Here is a 26,563-nt window from a genome sequence, read left to right on the forward strand (position 1 = left end):
CGTCGGCGGCGTCGGATCTGGATGGCTTGGGCGGCGTTGGGGAAGTCGATCCCGGTGGAGACGGACAGGATTTTCAGCAGGGCTCCGGCAAAGTCGTGAGGTGCTCGGCTTGAGGTGGTTGGTGTAGACGCGCCCTTCTTGGTGGTAGCAGGTCGGGCATGACCGGTTCAGAAGGTCATCGAGGTTCCTACGCCTTGTTGATCTGTCCGAAGTGAGGCATGCCCGCGCTGAACGGTTCCGCCAGTTCCCGCGCGTCCACCGAGCCGATCCAGGCGTGGAACTCGTCCGCCGATCGGATCAGCCGGCCCGCGCCGCCGCGCAGCGCCCCGCCGCCGCGATTTCCGGCGGTCCCACGTAGCGGTAACGCCGTCGTTGCCCGGGCACCGGCCGACCGTACCGCCAACCGTGCTCGCGCCATCGTGCTTGACACTCGACGTCAAGTGCTTGACGATGGGTGTCAAGTAGCGGAGGAGGCAGCATGTCGCCAACCCACGAGGAACTGACCGAGCAGCTCATCCGGTTGATCGACATCCGCCTGCTCGACCCCCTCGAAATCCTGGTCGACGGCCACGACGCCATCGACCCGCTGCGCGCCGTCATCCGGGAGCGGGCCCGATCCTGGGCCACCACGATCGTCAGCGGCGACGACCGGGCCGCCGTCAGCGTGGTCATGCGCGCGATCTCCACCCTCTACCCGGGGGACGGACCGTTCGACCCACCCCTCGACTGGTGGCGCAGCCCTCTCGGCCAGGCCGTCGCGCGACGGGTCGGCCACCCGACCGCCGAATCCGTGTCGTACGCGGTGGCCGGCGCCATGCTCGGCATCACCCGCCAGGGCGTCCACGACCTGGTCTCCCGCGACAAGCTCGCCCGCCACCCCGAAGGCGGCGTGCGCTCCGCTTCCGTACGCGACCGACTGCTCAAGGAAGGAACCCGACGTGTCTGAGACCATCAGCGACTCCGGGACCGTGCCCATCGCGATCCGCGACTTCGGCGGACCCGGACAACCGCTGCTGCTCCTTCACGGCGCCGGCGGCAACCTCGCCCAGATGACCACCCTCGCCGAGCACCTGCGCCCGACCCACCGGGTGGTCACCGTCGACCTGCGCGGTCACGGCCGGTCCGGAGACGGCCCGTGGCGCTGGGACGACGTACTGGCCGACCTGGCCGCCGTCACCGACCACCTCGGCCTCACCTCCCCAGCGGTGGTCGGCGTCTCCCTCGGCGGCATGCTCGCCACCCTCTGGGCGCAGCGTCACCCGGAGTGCCCCGGTGCCGTCAGCTTGGACGGCAATCCGCCGTTAAACCGTCCGGACCAGCTCGCCGGGATGGATCCGGAGCAGGCCGAGACCGAGCTGGCCAAGCTGCGGGCCGTCTTCGACGGGATGGCCGCGATGCTGGCGGAACCGCTAACCGCCGAACAGGTGGCCGCCATGCTGGCGGGGCAGCGGGCCATGGCCCAGCGCTACGGCGCCGCACCCGACGATTGGGTGGCGGCCTTCGAACGCAACCTCGTGCCCGGCGACGACGGCCGCAGCCGGCTGCGGCCCGGCCCGGACCTCACCCGGCAGCTCCGGGACGCCATGGACTCCCTCGACCTGATGCCCGCCTACCGCGACGTCCGCTGCTCGCTGCTGCTCGTTCTCGCCACCGAGGACCTGCCCGAACAACAGCCGTTCCACAGCCTGTACGAGGCGTACCGCAAGGTCACCGCCGAACGGCTTGCCACTGTGGACAACTCGTCTCTGCGGGTGTGGCATCTCGCCGGCGCCAGCCACGCGATGGTCGCCGAACGCCCACAGGAGCTCGCTACCCTCATCACCGACTTCCTCAGCCCTCACGACTGAGGGCGACCCGCAGCAGCCCGCCTCCTGGCGAAGGTCGGACCTGCCTGCGGTCATGAGGGCCATGGGAGAGACCGAGGTGCGGCGCACCGTCGAGACGGCGTGGCGGATGGAAGCCGGGCGGGTCGTCGCCGGCATCGCGGGGATCGTCCGCGACGGCGTACCGGCCAACCCGGGGGCGTGGCTGGTCACCGTCAGCAAGCGCCGGGCCGTCGATGCGCTCCGCCGCCGACCAACCCAGCAGCGCACGCTCGCCGAACTCGGCCGGGACCTCGACGAACAGGCCACATCCGACTTCGACGCCGCCGTCGAGGACCACTCGAGGACGACCTGCTTTGGCTGATCTTCGTGCCCTGCCACCCAAGGCTCCGGCCAAGTCGTGGAGCGCCCGGTTTGATGTGGTTGGTGTAGACGCGCCCTTGCTGGTGGTAGCAGGGCGGGCATGACAGCTCAGATGATCATCGAGGTTCTCTACGCCTTGTTGATCGTCCGAAGTGAGCCATGCCCGCCTGCCATCATCGCTGATCTCGTCTGTGTCCAGCGCACCGGCTGTCACCGTGCACGAACCGCTGCTGGACTGCCCGCAGCGCTGGCGGGTCTACCGGATCCCCGCGCTCGCCGCGGTGTCCGCCACCAGCTGACGGTCGTGGTGAGCGCGGCAGTCTGTGCCGTGGTGGCCGGCTACCGCTCGTACACCGCGATCGCCGAGTGGGTCGCCGATGTCCCGGCCGCGACCGCGCTCGCGCTGGGCATCGCCCCGGACCGGCGCCCGTCGGAAGCGATGATCCGCCGGTTGTTGCAGGCCTTGGACCCGGATCTGCTCGCGGCGGCCATCAGCGGCTGGCTCGCCAGCCGGTCCACAGCCACACCACTGGCGGGCAGGCGGGCGATCGCCGTGGACGGCAAGACGCTACGCGGCTCCCGCACTACCGACACCGCCGCCCAACATGTCCTCGCAGCCTGCGACCAGGCCACCGGCGTGGTCCTAGCCAGCACCACCGTGGACGGCAAGACGAACGAGATCACCCGGTTCGGCCCGCTGCTCGACCAGATCGGCGACCTGCGCGGCACCGTGATCACCGCCGACGCGTTGCACTGCCAGCGCGACCACGTCACATACCTGGCCGAACGCGGCGCTCACTGGATCCTGACCGTCAAGGCCAATCAGCCCAGCCTGCACGCCCAACTCGCCGGCCTGCCCTGGCGGGCCGTCCCCGACGCCACCCGCGCCACCGACCGCGGACACGGCCGTCGCGAGATCCGCACGTGCAAGATCCTGACCGTCTCCACCGGGATCGACTTCCCCCACGCCGCCCAGGCCCTGCAGATCCGCCGCCGCAGACGCCGCCTCGACCAGCCGAAACGCTTCACCACCGAGACCGTCTACGCGATCACCGACCTCCACGTCCATCAGGCCAAACCGGCGCAACTCGCCAGCTGGATCCGTGGCCACTGGTCGATCGAGAACAAGGTCCACTGGGTGCGGGACGTCACCTACGACGAAGACCGCTCCCAGATCCGCACCGGCACCGGACCTCAAGTCATGGCCGCCCTCCGCAACGCCGCCATCGGCGCACTACGCGCCGCCGGCGTCACCAACATCGCCGCCGCCAACCGCCACCACGCCCGCGACAGCACCCGCCCACTCGCTCTACTCGGCATCACCTGACGACTTTGCCGGGGCCCTGATCGCCCACGGGACCGGCGCAGGGCTTCCCACCCAGCCGTAGGGAGGTACTGCGCTCAGGTAGCCTCCCGCGTAGCCGATCGAATGCATCAGCAGGAGACAGAGGTACTCGCGGCTCTGCTGCCACGCCTCCACCACCAAGGACTCACGCGTGTAGAGGCGGTCGTGGGGAGCCTTCGGGTGAATCAGCCTGTTCCGTACCCAGGTAACCGCCTCCGGACCGTCGAGCCCCTTCTCTACCGCGAGCTGGTACAAGGCGGGCAGCCGCTCCTCTTCGATGTCGATTGGAATCTGTGCGCGGAGAAGAAGCTCACGAAGGCGGCGTGCGGTGGGCCAGCTCTTCGAGTCCTCGAACTCTCTCCTAGGGACCAGTCCGCTGAGTACGAAGGTTTCCCAGCTCAAGTTCTCGATCGCTGGGAAGGCGGCGAAGATCCGGTTCTCCACGAAGCCCAGGCGGGATGTCTGCGTGGCGAGCTGCATCTGGAAGCCGGTCGTGTTGGCGGCGTTGCCGTCGTGGAGCTTGGTAAAACTGGCCTTCACGAACGCCGCCAGATCACTGGAGACGATGGGGCTGATGACCGGTGAGCCGATCCTCTCGTAGGGCTCGCATATCGGCGTCACCCACCGCCTCCACGCTTCCCCGCCCATGGTGTCGAACCCGACGGACAGGGTCGGCGCGACCCACCGCCCAGCCGCGAAGGAGAGCGACAGGCGCAGAGCTTCGATCGCCCGCCTCGCGCTCTCGACAGAAAACGGCGCGCGATTGGCGCGGCGGAGTTCCATTACGTGTGTGAGAACGTAACGCGCCAGGCCGGCGTCCTCTTCGAAGAGGCGGCTGTTGTCGGGCCGGGCATCAAGCGTGATGCTCCAGCTGTCAACTTCCAAGTTGAGGCGGCCCGATGTCCACGTCGTGTCGCCATCGTTGCCGACGTAGCGGAGGCTCATGTTGCCGGCGTAGTTTGGCAGATTCATCCAGTGCACGAGCGCGCGGTCGATCAGTTCGCCGGACTCGAATTCGAGGCTAGGGGAGATGCCGGCTACTGAGCCGAACGATGTGCTGGTGACCATGCCCCGCCCGGTCATGCCACCCGCCGTCAGATCGAACCTGTCGCCCAGGCGGTCCGTCGTCGAGTAACCCTCGGCGTTCGGCACGTCAATGTGCCAACGGATGTCCGGCGACGGGTAAGGGACCAGGCGGATGGTCCCGTCCACCCCAGTGTCGTACAGCCCGCCGATCGGCCCCGAGTAGAGATCGGTCGCCTCGCCGGGCTGATTGAACGGGTAGATCGGCGTCAGCGGCTCGTTGCCACGCTCGCCATCCGAGTCTTCTGCCAGCACTGGACCCATGCTGCACCTACCCTTGCGCGCTCAACCCGATTCCTGTTACGCCGGCCGAGAATCACGCCGCGACAAGCCCGTGGGATCCGGCAATCTCGGCGCGGTATGGGCTGCGCGATTCGGGCTTACCGATGTCAGCTGCTGAGCCCCGACGGGAACAGCGGTCTTGGCTGGGACTAGTGGAAGGCACCCCACACGCTAGGCGAGCGTCTCGCCCGGCTCGACGAACCACTCCGGGTATCCCTTCTTGACGTGGTCCCGCGCGTTGTCCAGTTCCCAGTGGCGTCTCAGGCTGCTGCGGCACTGCGCTGGGGTGAACCCGAGCTGGCGTAGCAACGCTAGCTCGGCGAACAGCCGAGCTGAGTAGAGCATGGCGATCATCTGCTCGACCGTCTTGTCATCCTGGCCAGGCAGTACGTGCCCGATACCGTCGCGAATGTCGCGCAGTTGCTGGGTCCATTTGGCCTCGTTGCCGACGACCTCAGCCATGAGGTGGTCGGTCTGATCGAGTAGCTCACGGATCCGGAAGGCGTAGGACTTGCGGTGGGCGTACGCAATCGCAGTCTTAAGCCAGTCGTGGTGCTCGGGCCGCCCGGCGCGTACCGCCTCAAGGACCTCGGTGTTACGTGCCCGGTCGTCGTCCGACTTCGCCTCGTACTGGGGGTTGAGGCTCCGGTGCATCCCCTCCAACGCCGATGCGATGGAGAACATCTGCTGCTGTAGGTACCCGCTGGATTCCGACCGCAGCGAGAAGACCAGGTCGCAGACCGTTCCCAGCTGCGCCTGTAGAGCGAACCAACGGGGTATGAACTCTTCAAAGTCGATGTTGGGCGGGAAGCTGGTGCTGTTCATGCCGAAGCGCATATGCCCGCGGATCCTCGGCCGGTCCTGCTGGGCCATGTCTGTGCTGCGCCGGCGGACGGTGTAGGTGGCCAACGGCCAGCTGCCGAGCAGGTCATCGGTCCCATTGTCGTTGCCGACCTGCACCTCGAAGGCCGTGCAGGACGTCCCGGTGGCCAGGGTCAGCAGCTGTTCCAGCGGACGGATGAATCGGTACTCCAGTTCGGCGAGCGGCTGCGGCTCGTCGAACTTCAGCCCGATGACCTCGTGGCTGGTGAAGCCGGAATCGGTAAGGTGCCCGTGGTGGGACACGGCCGTCCGTTCCAGCGTGATCTCGCACCCGGGAATCGTGGCCCGCAGCGTGGGCAGGTCGAGCAGTTGCACCGTTTCGAGCGGCCCAGTCGACGACCACCGGTAGGGCGAGCGGTTCACCCAGTCGTTGAGGTTGGACAGCCGGAGCGAGGCGCGGTTGAACCGGCAGTCCGCCACGCTGGCGAGATGGTCGTCGCCGATTAGCACAGTGCCCACGAACAGCACCCGGTGTGTCTCCTGGAGCCCGTCGACGCGGCTGGTGGAGCTGCTGGTCTCGCTGCTGTCCAGCAGGGTTAGGCAGGCGCCCATGCTTCGCCCGTGCAGCACCGGAACGTCGAACCGGTCGTCGCTACGTGTGGGGGCCGGCTGAGCAGCGCTGGTGGAGTGAAGCTCAAGCTCGGGATAGCTCGTCCCGATTTGCAACGTGCCAGGGGTCTGCTTGTCGGGCTGGCCAGGCAGCCACCACTGGCCGACGAAGGTCGTCCGGTCGGAGTTCTGCACGATGGTCAAGCGTATGTGATCACTCTCCCTGACAGCCACACCGACATCGGCGCGCATCCCGCTTGCGAGTGGATCGAACGCAGCAAACCGGCGCCGCCAGCCGCGCCTGCAGGACGAAGCTCCGGCACAATCTCGTCATGCTCCGACAGAACAACACGCGATGGTTCATGGGCGACGACACCCTCATCGAGCTGATGCATACCTTGACGTCGCCGGACGTTTCGTGGGCGGAACCGTCTCGTCCGGGAATACTGCTCGCGCTCGACGAGTTGCTCGTCTGGATCGACGATCCTCGTTCATTCGACGACCGTATGCACGTCTCGGGATGGGACTCCGCCGGCCGAGACCTCTTCGACGCGGCCGACGGATTGGGCCAGCACCTGAAAGACGTCGTTGCCGTGCACCTGGCCACGCTCCGGTCATTGTGGCGAAACGACATCGGCGGCGACGCAGTCCAGCGGCAGCAGCTCAAGACAAACGCTCTGGCGCTGCGCACAGATCTCGCCACGAACGACGCCTCGATCGCCGCGTGGCGGGACCTGCAGAAGGCGTGTGCACAGCCGACGCGGCCATCCGGCACGGTCGCTGCTCGCCGGGATGCGTTTTGGGAGGTCATCCGCGCCTCCGATCGCAACGCCGAGGAGCTGTCAAGATCCTTGACCGGTGTCCTAAGCGGAAGTCGCCGAGGCGCCCTTGGCGCGTTGATGGCGCTGGGTGATGTTGATCCAGGGAATGTGGACTTCGCGGCGCTCCATGCCGCACCGGATATGCCGGTGGCAGAGCGCCTGCAGCTGGTCGAGCGGGTTCTCGTCCAGCCGGTCGAGAGCCACACACATGTCCTGTGGTTCGCATTCCGTCAGGCGGGCCTGACCTCCATGGCCGAGAGACTGCCCGCGGTCGACTTCTACAATGCCGAGTGGCTCCACGGCAATCTTTTCTGCGATGGCCCGTTCCGCGGCGAGCTGCCCGCCGAGCTCGCGCAGCTGCAGGAACCCGCGGCGTTACCGGCCGACAGGGACGTCGTGCTCGTCCGCCTCGACCTCGGCACTGGGAAGTTTCCTGACGCCATCCGAGATGCCGCGCAACGGGTGGATGCGTTACTGGGCATGGCCACGCTCGGTTGCGCGGTGCCCTGGCAGCGGCTGCCCGGTGTAATCCATGTTCAGGACGGAAACATAGTTCACCACCGATACTTCCAGGTGGTCGACCAGGCCGAGCAGTCGCCGTATGCTCTCGATGCCACCGCAGCCCAGCTGGCACGGATGGCTCCGCGAGTCGCGCCCCGGATCCCGATCGTGGATCCGGCCGCGAAGGACATCGTCGAGGCCTTGCAGTGGTGGCGAACGGGCGCCGCGACCTCGCCGGCAGAGTCGCTGCTGTTAAATGTGCGGGTCATCGAACTGGTGGCCAGCCGTCTCGGAGAGGCCTCGTGGACCATCTATCTGAACAAATACCTCAAGAACCTGTGGATCTATGAATCGGTAGGCGACGTGCTGTTTCGCGTCTTCACAGAGGCGCTGCATCAGCGAGTGCCACCGGAGATGCACGGCCTACAGCGGTCGATCTTTCTCGAAGTGACGTCGCACTCGCGCGGCGTGCAGGGGTATTCGGTAGCAAAGGCAGCGGCTCACGTCAGCGAAATGCTGAGCTTCACCCCGCAGCGAAGCCCGCTCGGACGGGATCTTCGCACTATCCAGCAGCGCACGGCAAGCGCTGCCGCCCTGCAGCGCTGGGCGACAGAGCTGGAAACTCAGTGGAACAGCTCGGTACATCGGCTCGAGCGCGTCCGGAATGCAGTGGCCCACGGCGGCCCGTTCACGGACCGCGCGATCCAGCTCGTTCACCCGCTGAGCCAGAAGCTCTCGGTGTGGTCGCTGTGGGAATCCGTCGAGGCCGTCATCGACGGCCGCCCACTGCTAGAGGCGTTTCAGCGGGTGAGCGGCAGATGGGGCGCTTGGCGGTCATCACAGGCAAACGCCAACTCAATTGCGGACATCTTCCCGAAGCGATGACGCGGCGGGTGGTGCGAAGGCCGTCGTGGCACTCGATGACCAACTCGGTGTCGGAGACGGTGGCTGCCGGTCCAATCCGTCGGTCCGATCTCCGTCGGTCCGTCGGTCCAATTGTCTAGTCCCACCACATGCTTGACCGTCGGTCCAATCCCTTGTGAGAAGTTTCTGTACGGGATCAAGGCGGCCCGCTTCGCAGGCCGCTCGCGCCGCCGAACCAGGGCCGGGCCGATGGCCCGCCGCCGCGCCTCTGGCCTTCGGCCGCCAGCGCGCCGGTGGTAGCCCGCCGGCGGCGCGACATACGAAGAAGCCCCGGGCCGCCATGATCGATTGCAGTTCCGGGGCTTCACATTGGTCGAGACACAGGCAGTGCCTCCGGCGGGGCGCTCGGGCGCTCTGGGATGCGGATTCGCCGGTTGGCGTGCTCGATGACGGCGAGGATGTATTGGCGCTGCCCGGTCAGGGTGACGGTCTCGATGAAGTCGCAGGCAAGCAGTGTTTCGGCTTGGGAGCGCAGGAAGTCGGCCCAGGTCGTGATGCTGCGTTGGGGCGCGGGTCGATGCCCTCGGCCTTGAGGATCTCCCATACGGTGGAGGGGGCGACCTTGATACCGAGGGTGGCGAGTTCGCCGTGCACCCGCCTGTAGCCCCAACTCGGGTTCTCCCTGACCAGGCGCAGTACGAGGGTGCGTATGGAGCGGACGGTGGGCGCGTCCGGGGCGCTTCGGCCGGCAGGTGCGCGCGTGACGCTGATTCATCAGGTCGCGGTGCCAGCGCAGGACCGTGTCCGGTCGCACCAGCAGCCGCAGTCGACGCAGCACCCGGCGGGATAGGGGCGCGAGCAGGGCGGCGAGGAAGACCCGGTCCTGGGGCGCGAACTTCACTCGGTCAGCACCGAGTTGCCGCTCCAGGACCGTGATCTGATGCCGCAGAGCCAGAATCTCAACGTCCTTGTCCCGGTCCCCCCATAGGCAGCAGTCGCAGCACGGCGAACGCGTTTGTGACAGTCAGATAAGCCAGGCGCAGCAGCACGAGAGATCATCCTGCCGCTTCCACTACCGCTTTGACGGCCTAGGGCCATGCGTTGGCCGTGAGAAGCCAGGCCGGGCGGGCCACCTGCGCGGATGGCATTCTCGGCAGGCACAGTGTAGTCGATCGGGGAAGAGGGTCAGTTCGGCACCGGCGAGGTGGCGGGAGTCTGGACGCTGATGCGTCAGCCTCCTGTTTGGATCAGGCCGTCGAAGCGCAGCCCGCTGTATCCCTCTCCGCGGCCCGTTTGCTTGCGGGCGCCGAACCAGACGGCGACTTTGCCGCCGACCCATCGGGTGCGCTGGTAGGCCTGGGTGACGACCGTCCCGGCCCGGGGAACCTCCTCTTCGTGGATGAAGTACGCCCGGGGCAGCCCGTGCCGCAGCAGCGTGGTTCGCGGACGTACCTTCTCCGGACGCCCGGTAGCTCCGTCGAGCAATCGCGGCAACGCGGCCCGCTGCAGCTGGATCTCGCGGACACTGCCCTCGACACGCGCCGGGATGAGCGGGATCCAGTGCTCCGGCACGGTGTTCATCACCTGGTAGCGGATCGGGGCGGCCGGCTCCGGCGGCGGACCGGCCGGTACGGGGACCAGTCGCTGCAGGTGATCGCGATATTCCCGGGCGGTCTCGGTGCCCGGCCGGCTGCTCCCGGGCGGCAACGGCACCCGTCGCTCGATGCCCCAGACCATGTTCGCCATCTCGTCGCGGATGAAGACGACCTCCTCCACCGGCTGGCTCTCCTGAAGGTGAGGGGTAACCGGCAGCAATACCAGGCGCACCGGCGGTGGCGAATCCTCAGTCTCGTCCGGGGTCAACGCGAAAATGCTCCAGCGCTCCCAGTCCTGCGCCGGTAGTTCGCGGACCGGTTCGACCCAGAACCGCTCTCCGAACACGGTGGACACCGCGATGCCCTTGACCTCGATGACCGTGCCAACCGGCGCGGTGTACGGCAGCACGAACCAGTCGTTGGCGTAGATCAGTCCGAACTCCAGCAGCAGCAGCTTGCCGAGGTCGGTGCTGTCCGGGCGGACCTCGCCGAAGTTGGTGCGGCGGTCCTCGAACGCCCACCAGCGCGTGTTGGGCATGCCCTCGAACACGATCGACGCCGGCAGGAACGTGCGAACCCGCCGCTCCGGCGACGGCGACGGCGGCGGTGCCGGCGTGGGCTCCGCGTCGACGTCGGTCTCCGCGACCCTGCGCTGCAAGGCGTACCAGTCCAGATGCCCCTGGGCGTACTCCTCGGCCCGCATGGCGAATCCGGGCGCGGAGAGCCCGAACTGGTATTCCAACCGGGATGGCGCCCAGGCCTCCGGCCCGTCCGCCGCCGGCGCCTGAATGAGGTCGGCGAACCAGGCAGCGAGGCGGGTGGCCAGCGCGGCGAGCTTGGGCTGGTCCGAGCCGGCCGCACCGATGTCGTCGTACGCCTGTCCGTCCCGCTCGGCGAGGTGGGCCAGCAGCGCGATGCCGTCCATCGCCCGTTCCGCGGCCGCGCTCACCTGCTGCCAGGCGTCCGGGTGGGCGCAGATGGCGGCGTCCGCTGGCCGGGTCGGGTCGGGCACCGGAACCTGGTACTGCTGCCGGTACGCGTCGCGGTAGTCCGCCGACAGCCCGTTCGGTCGCGCGGCCTCCCGGGCCAGCAGCTTCAGCCAGCGCCGCCCGACAAGCAGGCGCAGATCCAGCGACAGGTACTGGGTGCCGGCCGACAACGGCAGTGGCCGACCTTCCACCGTGGACTCAAGGGGGCGGTCGGCGTTGAGTGGCTGCGCCGGCCCGGATCCGGCCTGGAATCGGGTGATCGGCGCGACGTCGATGCAGGCCCGGGCGAGCACCGGTGAGCCAGCGTCGTCGCCCTGGAACTCACCCAGCTGCCATTGGCGGGTCAGCATCCACAGCGCGTCGCGTACCTCGGCCTTCAACGCCCGGTCGAAGCTGTGCGTACGGGGCCGGCCTTCGAGCCGGTTCCATCGGGTGACCGCCGGGACACGCCGCGCGGCTACCGCCTCGCCCATGTCGAGCACGATGTTCCGGTCGGCCATGCCAGCTCACTCCTCCGGCAGTCGCGAATAGATCCGCATGTTGCGGAGCAGGTTGTTGGAGATGGAGATCTCCGGGAACGTGAACGCGGACATGGTGGCCGGCAGGAACCAGCTGTAGGCCGTGTCGTCGATGTGCACCGGCTCGATCGCGCGGCGCTTGGCCGAGTCGAGCGTGTAGTTCACCACCGCGAGCAGGTCGTCCCAGGACCAGGTGCGGTCCTCGCGAGGCGCGAGCGCGAGTAGCCACGCCTGCGGCGGCTCGGCGTTGGGGCGGTCGAAGTGGAAGGCGATGCCGGTGGTCTCTTGGGTGCCCGGCACGACCTCGGTCCACTCGTCGACCAGCAGACCAACCACCGGTGCCGTACTGTCGAACGGCTCGGCGAAATGCGCGGTGTAGAGCAGCCGGTCGCTGTCGATGGCGTACCCGTCGGGTATCTCCAGCGCGAGCCACGGTTCACCCGGGCCGTACGGCAGTTGCAGCGGGGTCAGGTCGGCGGTGCCCGCCGCGCCCACCGCCTCGCCGATCAGGACCGCGTTCTCCCAGTGATGCATCTTGTCGCGGACCCGGGCGATGCCGTGCAGCCAGTCGTCCACGGGAAAGTCGCGGTCGGCGCCGGCGGCATCGGTGAGGTGGCGGGTCAGCTCCCCGGACGTGCTGTGCTGCCACGCCTTCGTCAGCTCTGCCGCTGCGGCCGGCGGCAGTGTGATGGCGGGGATCAGCTGGAAGTCGTCGCCGAAGAACTTCTTGGCCGCCTGCTGGAGCAACCGTACCCGCTCGGTCGCCGAGGCAGCGTCGTGCTGGCCGAGCAGCGAGTCCACGGCGGAGATCCGAGCGGTGAGGTCGGCCTTGAGCCGGTGCACCGAGTCGGTGAGCGACCGCCGGAACCGGTCGACCTCCTCGGCGTCCGCAGTGACGTCGAACGGTTCGGCGTCGAACAATGTCAACGGAAGCTCCGCCTCGGCATCGGCGAGCAGCCGCGTCAGCGTCGGACGAGCGGTGTCGACCAGTCCGCGCAGCGCGTCGCGTTTAACGACGAACGCGGCCCGCCGCCCGTCGAGCGCCAGCCGGTAGTCGGACGCGTTGGCCGGCGGCGGTGTGACCAACCGGGTGCTGATGACGATGTCAGCGGCCCGCAGCAGCGCGATCCGGTCGGGTTCCGGCGTCGGGGCCGGCAGGTTGTTGTCGTACGCGTCAAGGCGCCGGTCGAAGTCCGCGAGGCGGTCGTTCCAGGTCTGCACGCGTTGGGCGAGCTTCGTTACCACCGCGTCGTAGGTACCGGCCCGCCATTCGTACGTGAAACCGGTGCCGGTCTGTGGCAGCCGGTACGCCGCGAGGCGGCCGACGGTGGTGGCGTACTGCGCTATCGCGTCGTCGATGCTGACGGCCGGGTTGGCCAGCGCGGCCGCGAGGGCGTCCAGCGCGGGCACGTGGTTGTCCCGCAGGTCGTCACGGGCGGTTTCGACGCGGCTGCGCGGCACCACGGCGGTGGCCTGCTCGGTGCTCGACGCGTCGTTGTGACGCATGAGGTCAGCCGGCTGCAACGGCCGCGCGGCTATGGTCAGCTCGCGCAGGCTGCGCAGCAGCCCCTGCAGCTCGAACCAGGTGTAGCGGTCGGTGACCCGGTCGGCGTAGCGCAGGTGGATCTCCCGGTCGAGCCGCGGCGCGAAGGTGGCGTACGTGAACGTCAGGATTCTGTCGTCGAGGTCGGTCAGCGCCTGCTGGGTTGCGACATCGGCGCGGTAGACGAGGTCGATGGGGTGCAGGCCGAGGTCTGCCTGGCTGACGAACTCCGTACGCTCGGCGCCGGTGGCCCGGTCGGTGAACGTCACCTGGCAGCCGACGTCGGCGGGGACGGGCAGCCTGGGACGAAGCCACCCGTTGAGGGCCGGTTCGGCGCTGGCCAGCGGTGTCAACGGGATGGCCGGCAGCGGGTTGGCCACCGCCCCTGGCGGCAGGTGGATGGCCATGCGCAGGGTGAGGCCGATGCCGGTGCGGGGCGTGCGGACCACCTCCGGCTCCGGTGGGTAGCCGCCCTTGGCGAACGCGTCCAGGGTGCCGGCGCAGCGTTCGTAGTTGCCCAGTACGGCCTGGTGTACGCCCTCGGCCAGGACTAGGTCGGCGAGCGCGTCGTTGGCGTCGCGGATGTGGGCGAGCGCGTTGGTCAGCGCCGTCTCCTGGTCCGGGCCGCGCCGAGGGAGTGTGGTCAGGCCGAACGGGTAGCTGAACTGCCGGTTCTTCTCCACGTGCTCGACCAGCTTGCGGCCGTCCACGACGTTCATCGCGGCGACCGACTCCTTCGCCTCGCCGTCGTCGGTGCGGGTCGCGGCGATCTGGTCGGCGGCCAGCGGGAACGCCCGGCGCAGGTGATAGATCAGGTCGCGGACCTGCAGCGGGCCGTTGTCGTGGACGTGGCGCTCGAACCGGTAACCGAGCAGCGCACCCACCGACTGCCCGCCGCGCATGCCTTCCTGGATCTCCAACGCCACCTGAACCCGGCGCGAGGAAAGGTTGACGGCGAGCCGACCGTCGTTGGCGAGGTATCCGTTGCGCAGCACGGCCGCGGTGGTGGCGTGGTTGAGCGACGGCGCGGCGATCAGCCCCTGGTTGGTGCTGTCGCGCATCAGCGCCGGGTCGCCCGGCCGGTCCACCTTGGCCGCCAGGTCGTCGGGGAGGTCCGCCGGGCTGAGCTTCCTACCGGCCGGACGGAGATCCTCCAGCCAGCCGAACGCGCCGAGGAACAGCCCGGCCGGCTCGCCGTCGCTGCCGTCGCCGTCGCCGCCGCCGCCGGCGTCGGCGTCGGCGGTAACCGGCGCGTGGCGCCGCTGGCGGTCCAGTCGCTCGGTCAGCAGCCCGGCCTTCCAGGCGTCGAGCCGGTAGCCGACGGTGTCGATGTGTTCGGCGAACACCCGTTCCAGGCGGGCCGTCGGCACCTGGCCGAGCCGTTCCAGCGCCTCGATCTGCTCGCGCAGGTCCGGGTCGACCGCGCGTGCGTTGCCCGCGATGTAGTCGCCGAGCAGCACCGATTCCGAACCGGTCACCCGCGCGTCCGCGCGGAACAACTCGGCGTAGCGGCTCTCGCTGTGCTCCTCGACGGCGCGGACGTGCACGAACTGGGGCTCCCGCCACCGTGGCGCCGGATCGTCGAGCACGCCCGCGGCCACCTGCAACCGCACACCGGTGACGTGGAAGCTCAGCTGCAACGCGTGCCGCAGCAGCAGGTACAGCAGCGCGGCCGGCTTGCCCCCGCCGTCGAAGCCCTGCTCCTGCTGGATCCGGGCGATGCCGCCGTTCGCCGCGTCGACCAACCATTCGATGTAGTTGCGGGTGCCGGCGTACCGGCGCAGCGGGTCCTGCTCCGACAGCGGACGGTCGTCGACGAGCGGCCCCGTCAGCGGCGTCTGGCGGGCCCGGTACACCTGGTCGAGCAACGTGGGCACCTGATCGCCGACATAGCCGAAGCTGCGCAGCAGGGTCAGCGGAACGATCGCCGGGTGCAGGTTGAGCAACTGCAGCGCCACCGGGTAGTTGAGGAGGGCCAGCTCGAAGAACTTGTGCTCGAGGCTGTCCGCCTGCAGCGGGTGGTACTCCACCGAGCCGGGGTGCAGGCCCAGCACGTCGAGCAGGATCTGGTGCGGGTCGCCGGTGCGCTGGCCCACGAACGAGACCCGCTCCAGCAGCGGTGCCCAGTCGCTGTCGATGCGGTTGAGGATCGGGTAGAGCCCGCCGCGTTCGCCGGCGCGGTCGAACGCGGTGGTGGGCAGGATGCCGTAGGGCTGGCTGCCGATGCGCAGCGCCGGGATCGGCCCGCGACCGCTGACGTACCGGGTGAAGAAGGCCCGGGTCGCGGCGATCTGCTCCTCGCTGAAGACCGGCGCCATCAGCGTGCGCATCAGGTAGCCCAGGGTGCCCGGCCACAGGGCGATCTGCATGGCGCGCGCCTCGAGCTGGTCGCGCCCGCCGGCGTGCGGGATGCGCTGCACCAGGTCGTGGCGCAACCCGAGAAGTTCGGCCAGCCATTGCCCGTCACGGCGCAGCAGGGGGTCATCCTTCACTGCGTACTGCGGGGTCTGGCGGAAGAGCACCTCGAAGCTCGCGTCCGGGTCGTCGCGGAATGAGTATCCGGCGCCGGCCTTCTCGGTGTTGTTCGTCGGCGTGCCCTGCGGCACGATCTGCAGCCCGGAACGGCTGTAGAGGTGGTGCTCCAGCAACACTTCCAGGTGTTCTCGGCCGTCGGCCGGCGAGTCGACCAGTCGTACGCCCAGCACCACCAGCCGGGTGAACCCGGCGGCGGCCTGCTGCGGGTTCAGGTCGATCCGGAACGCCATGCCGGCGTCGACGGCTTTGTCGAAGTCGAACATCCAGGCCAGCTGGTCGGGGATCTGCACCGTGTCGTCGTCCGGCTTGAACTGTTGGTCCGGCGGCGCATCCGGGTCGGGACTGACGATCAGCGGAGTGCGGACCGGGCTGCCGGTGACGACCAGCGGGTCGCCGCTGGCGCCGTAGCCGACCAGCACGAAACGCTCTGGCAGCAGGTCGACCCGGGCCGGGCTGGACCAGGACCGGCGGCGGGTGGGCACCTGGTCGGGTGCGGTCAGCCGCAGTACGGCGACGCGTACCGGCGCCGTGGCCCGGGTGTGCGACGCGGCCGGCGGGTCGCCGAAGTTGACCGGCCGGTACGTCTCGACGATCTGGCCGGCTGTGGCCTCGCCAGCGGCGTCCGCCAGGGCCGTGTACGCCTCCTCGAGCGCTGCCGGGTTGCCAGCGGCACGCCAGGCCGTCTCCCAGTACTCGGCTGCGGCGGACGGCAACGGATCCGCCGCGACGATGACGAGCAGCACCTCGGCGGGGTCGCTGCGCTCCGGCTTGTCCAGCGGGTTCGGCGGCTGGTAGCTGCGCACGATCCAGCCCGCTCGCCCGGAGCCGTGCGCGGCCACCAGGTCCCGCCACGCGGTCCGCTCCATCGCCTCGTCGCCGCCGGCGCGCCAGATCGCAGCCCAGAACGCCCGCGCGTTGTCGACCTCCTGTGTGGACAGCGCCGGCTCGAACGAGTCCACCAGGCACACGTCCGGATACACCCGTACCCACAGCTGCGGTTGGCCGGCGGGACCGGTGCCGAAGCGGGTCTCGACGCGCAGCGGCAGCAACAGCACCGGATACCGGGCCGGCCACTGCGTGATCGCCCCGCGCGGATCGGTGGCCGGCTCGAAGCGCTTCAGTAACTCGTCTTCGACGGCCGTGAGCTCCGCCAGGCCCGCGGCGGCGCGCTCGGCCCCGGCCCGTGCCGCCCGAAGCTCCTCCTCGTGCCGACCCGGCTCGCCCTCCGCGGGCGGCCCTTCCGTCCGGACCGCCTCGGCGGCGGCGCGTTCGGCCTGCCGCACGGCCTCGCGGGCCAGCAGGGCCTCCTGCCGCTGCTGATCGAGCCTGCGGCGCAGGGCGGACAGTTCACCGCGCAGTTCGTCGAACTCGGCCATGCTCAATCGGGCTTCCTGAGCATCTCGGCGGCGTGTACCGCCATCAGTACGGGTACCTGGAAAAGAATGTAGGCCAGTTCGGCGGCGTGCGTGTCCGCCCGCCAGGAGAACTGGCTGTCCTCGTCGTATTGCGCCTTGGCGTCGTTGCCACTGCCCGGGTCGGTGAGCACCGGCGTGCGTTCACCGGTGCGCAGGAACCCGCCTGCCTGGTACGTGGTCAGCACGTCGGTCCAGGCCAGGTCGTTCCAGGCGTGCAGGGTCTGCTGCGGGGCGGCCTGCGGCAGGTCCAGCCCGAAGCGCGGCTCGCCAGGACGCTCCTTGAGCACGAAGAACCAGCCCGGATCCTCTTCACCGTCGGTGACCTGCCCGCCGCGAGCCGTCTCGGCGGTCAGGTCGAAGCCAAAGAAGTAGATGTCCGGCTCGACCTTCGCCTCGTACAGCGGCGACTTCACCAGCGTGCGTGGGGGATCGGTGGCCTCGGCGTCGGTCAGCGGCCAGAGCTTGCGTGGCCGGCTCTTGTCGATGCTGCCGCCGTCGGTGCGCTCCCAGGCGGCCCGGTGCGCGTACACCACGGCTGTCGGGTATTTCTTAAGGAGCTCGCCCCGGATCACCAGGACCAGCTCCTCCTCCTTGTCCCCCTGCGCCTCCCGGTGGTCGTGGCTGCCCAGGCCCGAATCGACCGACCAGGTGTGCAGCTCCGGGATGTCGCGCAGCCGTTCCCGCAGCGCCTGCGGGTCGGCGCCCGGCGCGGCCAGGAACCCACGCACGTCCCAGAACTGGCGGAAGTGGCTGCCCCGCTGGTCGGTCGGATACTCCCGCCACAGCAGCTCGCGGGCGAATTCGTGGTTGAGCCCGACCAGGTAGGACTCGATGAACTTTTGATTGGTCTCCAACAACGTGATGCTGTTGTTCTCGACGAGCTGCACGTTGGGCAGGAACAGCTCGCTGGACTGCTCCTTGAGCGGCTCGTACATCGGGACGTCGATCTCGGGGTAGACCATGACCTCGCCGAAGTCCTCGACGAGCTGGTCGCGGATGCGGGGCGGTACGCCGATCGAGCCGAGCACGCGCGGCGGCACCGTACGCTCCGGCCGGAGAGCATCCAAGCTGGACTCGGCGATGGTGGGCAGCGACAGCGGTCGGCGGACCGGTACGTCGATGGTGCGCTCAGCGACGTCCACTGTGTACGCGTTGCGCAGCGACTCCTTGAACCTTACGGCGTCGGCGCTGTCGGTGGTGCCGATCGTCGGCCGGGGTGCCGTGCCCGGCTCACCGAGCTGGAAGTCCGGGCTGGCCGGTAACTGGTCGACGCTTCCCGGCGTTCGGGTGTCCGCGTCGAGCGCCTGGGCGGCCCGTCCTGCGGTGATGACCGCGGCGGCGCGGCGGGTCAGCCAGATCGCCGCGGCGATCAGCAGTACGCCGGTCACGACCACCGCGACCGCGGTCACGCCGGCCAGCGCCAGCAGTACGACGACGAGCAACGCCAACGCCACCGGCAGGAACCGCAGCCACGGGCGGCGCAGCAGCGCCAGCACCCAGGACCGCGGCAGATCGCGCGGGAGCAGGTCGCCGGCCAGCTTGTCGCCGGTCGGCAACTGCGGTGCCACCACCTTCGGCGGTGCCGCCGAAACCTCGCCCCGGTTGACCCGGTCCAGGAGGTTGCCCGGACCGCGGTCGGCGTCGAAGCCCACCAGCCGGTCGACCCGCCCGCGCGGCCGGACGGCCTGTCGGATCGTCTTTGTCGTCAGCGTGGCGGGCATCGCGCTGCGTTCGATCTGGTGCCGGAGGGTCAGACCGTCGGCCACCAGCCGCGGCTGCACCGGCGCGGCGATGGCAAGAAGCCGCTCGGGTGCCTGTTCCCGCACCGCGGTCAGCGCCTTGGTGTGCCAGACCTGCGTGGTGAGCTTGGCCATCTGCCCGTATCGGATGCGCTGGTTGCCTTCGAGTACCTTGCCGACCTGCTGCCAGGCGGCCTCCATGTAGGTCTCCTGGTTCTGCTGCACCACCTCGGTGCCGAAGCCGGCGGCCACCCGGTGCCGGGGGTCCAGGTTGAGTTCGGCGACCCAGTGCTGGGAATCGGGGTCGGCATCGGCCGGCACCAACCGCTGTGTCCGCGCGTGCCAGTGGCCGTAGATCGGCGGGACGATCAGTGGGTCGTCGTCGGTCTCCACCGGTTCGCCGAGCCCGCTGCGGGCGTTGACGTCGGCCGCGGCCTGGTCGCGGTATTCTGCGGCGAGGTTGACCAACGCGGCGAGTGCGGTCTGGAACCGGTGCGGGTACGGTGCCGCCCACTGCTCGAACCGGTTGTACTCGTCGAGGTCCTCCTCGCTCAGGGTGGCCAGCGGAGCGCGCAGCGCCCCGCCCAGCCGCAACACGCCGCCGAGTTCGGTGATGGCGGGCAGGTTGGCGTCCGACCGCAGCACGTCCATGTCGCGCCGGCCGACGCGGGGATCGACCGTGCGCGGCTGGAGGAGCCGGACCAGGTATTCGAAGTCGCCGACTGTCCCGGTGCGGAAGTACCAGCGGTGGTAGTACGGGAACAGCGTCGGTTCGTGCGCTGCCCGTGCCGGGTAGTCGGCCCACGCGTTGGCGGTTGCGAACGGCGCGACCGCCGGGTCCTGACCGAGGCCGGCCAGCCGGCCGGTTTCCAAGCTGGGCATCAGGAACGCGTGATAGGCGGTGTTCGGCGCGAGGATGCGCGGCGAGAGCAGGCGCGAATACGCCAGGTCGCGGTCGGAGCGCACGGTGGCGTCGAGCCGGGCCGCCAGCGCGTCCGTGTCGTCGGGGTTGACGCCCAGGCCGCCGTTGACGTGGACGTGGGCCCACGCCCAGAGTTGGTCCGCGGGCGGGAACGTGGTGGCCGCGTCCGGCACGTCGATGAACGGCAGCGGCCGGCCCAGCACGTTGGCGGCTTCGCCGAACTCTGTCTCGTCGAGCACGACCAGGGCCAGCCACGGGGTGAGCCGGTGCCCGTCGGCCGTGGGCCGGGCCGGGGTGTATCGCCACGGGAAGTCCTCGTCGTAGAACTCCACGAGCGGCAGGTAGTTGCTCTCGAAGTTGGTGATCCAGTGCCGGGGGTCGGTGCGGACGATCGCCTTGCCGTCCACGCCGATGACGTCGCCCGGTCCGTACAGCTGCACGGCCCGCGGCACCGTCTCCGTGGCGGTGCCGCCGCCGATCCGCTCGCCGGACACGGTCAGCGTCACGTCGACCGAGCCGCGGACCCGGACGCCGGTGTCTCCGTCGGCTTCCCGGATGTACACACCGAGGCCCTGCCGGGCAAAGGGAAGGAACGAGTATGCGGCGATCGGCTGGGTGCTCACCGAGGGTTCACCTCCGCCATCGGGATCACGTGGACCTGCTCAGCGAGCGCCGGGTCGGCGCGCGTCGCCTGGGCGAGGTGTGCCTGCGCCTCCGCGAAGCTGGCGAACGTGGCGGCCTCTTTGTACGCCCGGTTGTCGGCCTGGAACGCGACGGCGAACCGGTCGTCCGCGATTGTGATCTTGTTGGCGAAAGGCTGTAGGCGCTGCTCGGCGTGCTTGGAGACGCCGGCCCGCGAAACCGAAGCGCCGGCCCGGAAGTGGACGAACAGCGCGTCCCAGAATCGTACGAAGCGGGACCGTACTCGCTCGAGCGCGGTATCCACGATGATCGTCTCGTACCGGACGGTGCGCTGCGCCAGCGGTCCGGTGGTCCACGGCTGGCCGGCGGCGCCGACCTCGACGCCGCTGTCGAGCGGTTCGTACGCGGGCGCGGACAGCTTTGCCGCGTCGTCCATGTCCCGGTACTGCGCCGCGGCGAACTTCTCCCTGGTGGTGCCCTTGACCGCCAGCCCGTTGGTCTGGACCGACACCGAGGCACGCCGGATGTCCGACGGCCGCTGATTGCCGATCTTGTCCAGCGGCAGGTTCAACGGGACGAACCGCTGGCTGATCCGCAACGTCCCGACCGGATGCAGCACCAGCGCCCCGGCGGTGCCAAGCTCGCGCAGGCTCACGAACAGCTGCCCGGCCGCGGGTAGCGTGGCCTGCCAGCTCTCCAGCTTCTCGAACTCCGCCCGCAGCTGCGGCAGCACCTCGATCGGCGGGAGCGTCTCGGCGCGCCGCTCGCCGAACGTGACGTCGACGTCGACGTCGAACGAGAAGAACAGGATCGAGATCTCGGCGGACCCCTTGATGTGCCAGGGGGTCGGGCCCTCCAGCGACGCGCGCAGATGGACGCCGAACAGGCCGACGCCGAAGACCTTGACCGAGAATCCGGCCGAGATCTCGACGATCAGGTAGAACGGCGAGAAGCGCAGCAGCGCGTCGAAGCTAACGTAGCCCTCGACGCTGAACGAGTCGAAGCCGAAGAACGCGTCGGCGCGGCAACCGATCTGCACCGAGTTCGACGTGATCGCGAAGTACAACTGCGCGCCGACCCGCGCGTAGTCCTCGTTGACCAGCGACAGCGCGATCCTCGCCGGCGACGGGAACGGCAGCGGCGGTGCGGTGAAGCGGGGGTGGAAGCCGCCCACCGACAGCACGAAGTTGGGCTGGTCGCTGAAGTCCATCAGCAGGCCCATCTCGCCCTGCAGCGTGATGAACAGGACCCGCGATCCGTACAAGGTGGCGAAAAACCACAGGCGACGCTTGTCGAACTCCAGCGCCCCGACGAAGCTGACCTGCAGCACGAGCACCGGGTCGTCCTCGGTCGGCAGCGTGGCGCCGAGCCGGCCGAGGATGACCACGTTGCCCGGGATCTCGATGATCACGCCGAGCGCGACGGAGATCAGCGTCGGCGTGCCCCAACCGATCTTGGCCATCGGGCCGATCAGGAACGTGTTCTCCTTCGGCGGGAAGATGGCCCGTAGGTCGCTGATGATCTTCGGTGCGTTCGCGATGACGTTGGTCGGAAACAGGATGCTGTTCACCGCGCCGGTGCGCACGCCCTGCACCAGCGGGTCGAGCAGCATCGCCCGGTTCAGCCCGAGCAGGCCGCCGACGCCGATCAGCGTGAACCCGTACCCGAGCTGGAAACCCGGGCTGAACTCGGCGGTGATGATTACGAGCAGCGAGAAGCCGGGCTGATTGCCGGGCAGCTTCGTGTTGACCAGCCCGATCGCCTTGAGCGACAGGAAGTTCGAGACGGTCAACTCCAGGGCGCCGGCGTACTCGCCCTTTTCGAAGTCCAGGTAGAGGAACCCGCCGCCCTTGACGACGCCGGCGTCGATGGCGAGGCCCACGCCGTTCGGCGGCTTGAACGCGAACGCCACGTCGGCCGGGCCGAGTTTGCCGCCGGCCGGCGGGAAGCTGATGGTTGCCGTCAGGCCGAGCCGGTCCACCGAGGCGGTCAGCGGACCGAGCGCGGCCTTGAACCCGCCGGACAGCTCGATCGGTACGGTGCCGTCGGCCGCGAGCGCCGCCCGCAGGTACAGCGACAGGATCTCCAGCGGGCCGAGCGTCACGTGCGCCGGAATCGCGATCTCCAGCGCGGCGCTGCCGGTGAACTGGGCGCCCTTGCTCAGGCTCCACGTCATCCCGGTGTCGAAGGCGGACTCCAGCCGTACGCCGGCGAGCAGCTTGGCGATGAACCCGTCGCCGCCGGCGCCGCTGATGACGAGCTTGCCGCCGCGTAGCCCGATCGAGAACTCCGGGTCGACCGTGACCCGTCCGGTGGTGGTATCGAAGTGTAGGTCCAGGCCGATGCCGGCGGTCGGGCTCTGGATCTCCAGTCGGGAGCCGCCGGCGGCGCCGAGCAGCAGGAACGGCGGCGCGCTGCGCGAGCGGGCGAAGTTTGCTCGTGCGGTGACGTCGACGGTGCCGGACGCGGCGTCCACCTGAACGTCGAACAGCGGTCGCAGGGTGCCCTCGATGTCGGCGGCGAAGGTGGCCGCGGTCTCGAACGTGACGTCCCAGTCCTGGGCGGTGATCGTGTCGGTCCGGGTCAGCCCCGCGGGCAGCCGGATACTGAAGGTCAATCCGGGCGGGCTCAGCGTGGGGTCGACCTCGGCGGTGAAGCCGAACGCCTCCAGTAAGGCGGGGTCCCCGGGCGGCTGCAGGATCTCGGCCGGAATCTCGAACTTCTCCCGCAGCAACGTCTGCAGTGTGGTGAACAGGGCGAGGCCGTCGAAGCCGGGCTGGCCCCACGCGTAGACGTCGCGGAGCAGGCCCACCGGATCGGTGAACAGCCGGGCCAGGCGGTCGAAACGCAGTGTCTTGCGCAGGTACTGGGCGTTGAGCGAGCCGGCCGGACCGCCGGGCTGCGGCACGATCTCCACCACGCCGGTCGCGATCAGCACGAGCGCGATCTGCGGGAACCGCTCCTCGAGGTACTCCACGAACAGCCGGCCCAGCAGGCGCTCGACGAACTCGCCGGCGAACGCGGCGACCTCGGCCTGCTGCTGGGCCGTGAGGGCGGGGTCGATACTCAGGCTCTGCAACGCGTCGGCGGCGTCGCGGATCGCCTGGACCAGCGTGGCGAAGTGCTGCAGCAGCGCCGCGACGGCTGCGGCGATCGCGCTGCTGTCGTCGTCTTCGATCGCCCGTACCAGATCGCGGACCGCGATCGGCATGCTGCCGGCGGCCGCGGCGCCGGTGCCGAGCGCCGCGGCGAGTGCGGCGGAGCCCGCGGAGGCGTCGGACGCCCGCAGGCCGACCCACTCCAGCAGCAGGTCCGTGGTGCCGTCCTCGGCCCGTCGGGCGAGCGGCTCGAACACCAGCGCAAGCTCGGCGGCGAGCTGCTCGATCGTGCCGGTCGAGTCGCCGTTCACGCCGCGACCGCCGTAACGCCGAGCAGCGTGATGAACGCCGACCGGTGCTGGGCCAGACCGGCCCGCAACCGCGGGCTGCCGTAGAGCTCCAACTGCTCCACGAACCTGTCGAGGTAGCGTCGCTCCCGCTCGCCGAACGCACCGCAGGAGCAGCCGCTGGTCGAATCCAGGAGCGTGCGCAACAGGCCGGGTCCATTGGCGCGGTGCCACATCGTGGCCACCCGGCGGTTGGTGTTGATCAGTCTGCGGACCTCGCTGAAATGCCGGCTCGCGGCGGCTGCGAGACGTTCTCCGTCAGGTAGGGTCGCCAGCGCCGCACGCAGCGCGACGAAGCCCTGCGGCACCGGGCCGTGGCGGTGATGCACGGGGTCGCTGGCCAGCCACGCCGCCCCGAAGTTGGTTGCGAACCCAAGCCGGCTGCGCCGACCGGTGGGTCCGGGCGAGGCGCCGGCCAACCCGGGGGCCAACCGGTGCGGGCCGCCGCCCCCGCCGCCCCCGCCCCCGCCGCCGGCTGCGGTCCGGACCGCCGCGACGGCAGCCTGTGCGTCGAGCTTTCCGGCGCCCCAGGTGTTCGGGTCGGGCGGCTGCCCGGGAGCGGCTCGGGCGGTCGCCCGCAGGTGCCGGACGATGTCGGCACTGGTGAGGTTGGGGTTCTCCTCGAACATGAGCGCGACAGCGCCCGCGACGTGTGGCGCCGCCATGCTCGTACCGGTCTTGTCCGTGTACAGCACGCAGCACGCGTCCGGGCAGCACGAGCAGCAGTTGCCGGCCAGGTTGGCGGCGTCGGCGGCAGCGGAGGTGATCTCGAGCCCGGGCGCGGCGATCGTGGGTTTCGGGTTAGCGGCGGCGTTGCGGGCCACCGGCCCGCGCGACGACGAGGCCACGATGTCGTTGGACGGCCAGCAGTCGCAGCAACCGGTCCGCGACGCGTGGTTGGCGACCGTGATGGCGCCGGCCGAAGTTCCGGGCATCTTGACCGTCGAGTCCGCGGATGCGCGGATCTTGCCGTCCGGCGTATTGACGGGTGGCAGGAAATTCACGACATCGAACGGGGCGGTCCAGGCGTGGAAGGCGACCCGCGTCCCGGTGGGGTTGGCGAGGTTCAGCCGCCACGTGCCGGTGGGAACGGTTCCCTTCGTGGGCTTGCGGATAAACACCTGCAGGTTGTTGTCGCGACCGTGTGTGCCGTTGATCGTCGAGTCGAGCGTGACTTGCGATTGCCGGTCTGCCGCCGCCGTTGGATTGGCCGGCAGCGGGCCGACATCAACGCCGTGGTTGGCCGGGCCGATGACGGTGCCGCCGGGAGCGGTCAACTGCGCGTTGAGCTGCCCGGCCCGGTCGTACCAGACGTCGACCCAGGCGGAGCCGCTGATCTCGTCGGAGATCGTGAACTCGATGTCGGCATTGCTGTTGGCGGTGACGGTCGCCCGGACGTGGGAGGGAATGGTTTTGGCGTCGCCCGAGTTGCCGGCGGCCACGACGATCGCTCGGCCGGCCCGCGCGGCCACGACCGAGTCGATGTGCCGCTCGGCCGGTTCGGTGCCGTCGTGGGGTCCGACCGTCCCGCCCAGGCTCATGTTGATGACGACCGGCTTACCGGCAGCGTCCGGATGGTTGAGGATGAAGTCGATTCCCGAGATCAGGTTGTCCTCGGCGAAGTCGCTTCGGACCACGATGATGTTCGCCGAAGGCGCGACGCCGACGTACGTATCCGCGCCGTGGCAGCACGTGGCCGCCGAACCGTCGCCCGCGACGATGCCGGCGACATGCGTACCATGGCCTTTGCTTCGCTCGTCCTCCTTGTCTTTCTTGATGCCGGTGTCCAGGCTGCGGACCGTGAACGTGCCCTGCAGGCCTCGATTGATCTCGGATTGCTTGTAGACCACCCCGAGCCCGCCGGGACCGGTTGTTTCGCCGGTTTTCGGCGTCAGCAACTGGTCCCAGATTCCGAGGATCCGCGACGTGCGATCGTCGAAGTCGACGAAGGCTCGGTGCCGCCAGTCGATTCCCGAATCGATGATCCCGATGACCACCCCGCTGCCCTTCCGCCGCGGTGTGCCGTTGTGTACGGCTGTTGCCCGGATCTCGGGAAGGCTGTAGTCCAGCAGCGGCCGGTACTGCTTGGGGTAGCTCACCAGCACGACGTGGTCGATCGACGCCAGGTCGTCCAGTCGGCCGATCGGAATCGTGCCGGGCGCGATCTTGTAGCCCTCTTCGGGATGCTTGCTCACCGTGGTGGCGTTGAACCCGACGGCGGTCAGGTCCGCGAGGTCGCCGGTGAACTCGACGATCACCCGCACCGGCGCGGCGTTGGCGGGCTGCAGCGCCGCCGTTTCCGCCTGCAGGGCCTGCAACTGGCGGCGGAGCTCCGGATCGAGCTTCTTCATCATCCGGCCTCCACGTCGTTGACCGTTGCCGGCGCGTGCCGCCCAGATATGTAGATCCCTACAACGGACCCCGGCGTAAACCGCTCTATACACAGCGTGAATGTTCAGTTTCGCGACCCACAGGACCGAGCCACGCCGTCGGGTCCTTGATCTGACAGTTCGTGTCCGGCAAGTACTCGAGCCTGATCAGCTTCCGGTGCGACGGCGCGCCCGTGGCTTGCCGAGGCTGGGTTCGAGGTGTTTCCCACGTTTGGCCGGCCGCACATGACGCTGCTGCTTAGTGCCCCTCGCCGTTAATTCGTCGGGGTTATGCGGCGGTGGGTAGGGGACCATGGATGGCGAGGCGTTTGAGGAGC

The 26,563-nt window shown here is 69.3% G+C and carries 12 protein-coding genes; 5 read left to right on the top strand and 7 right to left on the bottom strand.

Annotated features, from left to right (window positions below; genetic code table 11):
* Nucleotides 1–478 precede the first annotated feature (478 nt).
* The 4 genes from ACVCAH_RS34080 (at nt 479) to ACVCAH_RS34095 (ending at nt 3,513) form a co-directional block, all read left to right on the top strand.
* Complete coding sequence (locus ACVCAH_RS34080; protein WP_447140354.1) at nt 479–946, top strand: hypothetical protein; 468 nt, start codon at nt 479–481, stop codon at nt 944–946.
* On the top strand, nt 939–1,847 hold the full coding sequence (locus ACVCAH_RS34085; protein WP_447140355.1) for an alpha/beta fold hydrolase: 909 nt from the start codon (nt 939–941) through the stop codon (nt 1,845–1,847). Before ACVCAH_RS34080 ends, ACVCAH_RS34085 begins: the two co-directional genes overlap by 8 nt.
* A gap of 52 nt (nt 1,848–1,899) precedes the next feature.
* A complete protein-coding gene (locus ACVCAH_RS34090; protein WP_447140356.1) occupies nt 1,900–2,187 on the top strand; it encodes a hypothetical protein in 288 nt (95 codons plus the stop codon).
* 303 nt (nt 2,188–2,490) lie between these two features.
* Nucleotides 2,491–3,513, top strand: coding sequence for an ISAs1 family transposase (locus ACVCAH_RS34095; RefSeq protein WP_447140357.1), 1,023 nt, complete (start codon nt 2,491–2,493; stop codon nt 3,511–3,513).
* On the opposite strand, the gene ACVCAH_RS34100 is transcribed toward ACVCAH_RS34095, so the two are convergent.
* A complete protein-coding gene (locus ACVCAH_RS34100; RefSeq protein ID WP_447140358.1) occupies nt 3,496–4,869 on the bottom strand; it encodes a hypothetical protein in 1,374 nt (457 codons plus the stop codon). The two genes, ACVCAH_RS34095 and ACVCAH_RS34100, sit on opposite strands and share 18 nt — an antisense overlap.
* Before the next feature lie 198 nt (nt 4,870–5,067).
* On the bottom strand, nt 5,068–6,522 hold the full coding sequence (locus ACVCAH_RS34105; RefSeq protein WP_447140365.1) for an ApeA N-terminal domain 1-containing protein: 1,455 nt from the start codon (nt 6,520–6,522) through the stop codon (nt 5,068–5,070).
* 137 nt (nt 6,523–6,659) lie between these two features.
* Here ACVCAH_RS34105 and ACVCAH_RS34110 point away from each other — a divergent pair, with 137 nt between their 5' ends.
* Complete coding sequence (locus ACVCAH_RS34110) at nt 6,660–8,534, top strand: hypothetical protein (protein ID WP_447140359.1); 1,875 nt, start codon at nt 6,660–6,662, stop codon at nt 8,532–8,534.
* Between the two features lie 1,209 nt (nt 8,535–9,743).
* On the opposite strand, the gene ACVCAH_RS34115 is transcribed toward ACVCAH_RS34110, so the two are convergent.
* Genes ACVCAH_RS34115 through ACVCAH_RS34135 form a run of 5 tightly spaced genes read right to left on the bottom strand, consistent with a single transcriptional unit; the run spans nt 9,744 to nt 26,210 of the window.
* Nucleotides 9,744–11,597: a hypothetical protein gene (locus tag ACVCAH_RS34115; RefSeq protein ID WP_447140360.1), complete on the bottom strand. Its 1,854-nt coding sequence runs from the start codon at nt 11,595–11,597 to the stop codon at nt 9,744–9,746.
* 6 nt (nt 11,598–11,603) lie between these two features.
* Nucleotides 11,604–17,069 carry a hypothetical protein gene (locus ACVCAH_RS34120; RefSeq protein WP_447140361.1) on the bottom strand — a complete coding sequence of 1,822 codons (5,466 nt, stop codon included), beginning with the start codon at nt 17,067–17,069 and terminating at the stop codon, nt 11,604–11,606.
* Between the two features lie 2 nt (nt 17,070–17,071).
* Nucleotides 17,072–20,392 carry a hypothetical protein gene (locus ACVCAH_RS34125; RefSeq protein WP_447140362.1) on the bottom strand — a complete coding sequence of 1,107 codons (3,321 nt, stop codon included), beginning with the start codon at nt 20,390–20,392 and terminating at the stop codon, nt 17,072–17,074.
* Nucleotides 20,389–23,820 carry a DUF6603 domain-containing protein gene (locus tag ACVCAH_RS34130; RefSeq protein WP_447140363.1) on the bottom strand — a complete coding sequence of 1,144 codons (3,432 nt, stop codon included), beginning with the start codon at nt 23,818–23,820 and terminating at the stop codon, nt 20,389–20,391. Before ACVCAH_RS34130 ends, ACVCAH_RS34125 begins: the two co-directional genes overlap by 4 nt.
* The gene (locus ACVCAH_RS34135) at nt 23,817–26,210 is read right to left on the bottom strand and encodes a S8 family serine peptidase (RefSeq protein WP_447140364.1); all 2,394 of its coding nucleotides are present in this window, start codon (nt 26,208–26,210) and stop codon (nt 23,817–23,819) included. The genes ACVCAH_RS34130 and ACVCAH_RS34135 overlap by 4 nt, the downstream gene beginning before the upstream one ends.
* Nucleotides 26,211–26,563: the final 353 nt, after the last annotated feature.

Source organism: Micromonospora sp. LZ34, assembly GCF_052981855.1.

Excerpts from the sequence above, each read along its gene's own strand:
- ACVCAH_RS34135 (WP_447140364.1), bottom strand. The coding sequence starts at position 26,210 with ATGATGAAGAAGCTCGATCCGGAGCTCCGCCGCCAGTTGCAGGCCCTG.
- ACVCAH_RS34110 (WP_447140359.1), top strand. The coding sequence starts at position 6,660 with ATGCTCCGACAGAACAACACGCGATGGTTCATGGGCGACGACACCCTC.
- ACVCAH_RS34115 (WP_447140360.1), bottom strand. The coding sequence starts at position 11,597 with ATGGCCGACCGGAACATCGTGCTCGACATGGGCGAGGCGGTAGCCGCG.
- ACVCAH_RS34120 (WP_447140361.1), bottom strand. The coding sequence starts at position 17,069 with ATGGCCGAGTTCGACGAACTGCGCGGTGAACTGTCCGCCCTGCGCCGC.
- ACVCAH_RS34080 (WP_447140354.1), top strand. The coding sequence starts at position 479 with ATGTCGCCAACCCACGAGGAACTGACCGAGCAGCTCATCCGGTTGATC.
- ACVCAH_RS34090 (WP_447140356.1), top strand. The coding sequence starts at position 1,900 with ATGAGGGCCATGGGAGAGACCGAGGTGCGGCGCACCGTCGAGACGGCG.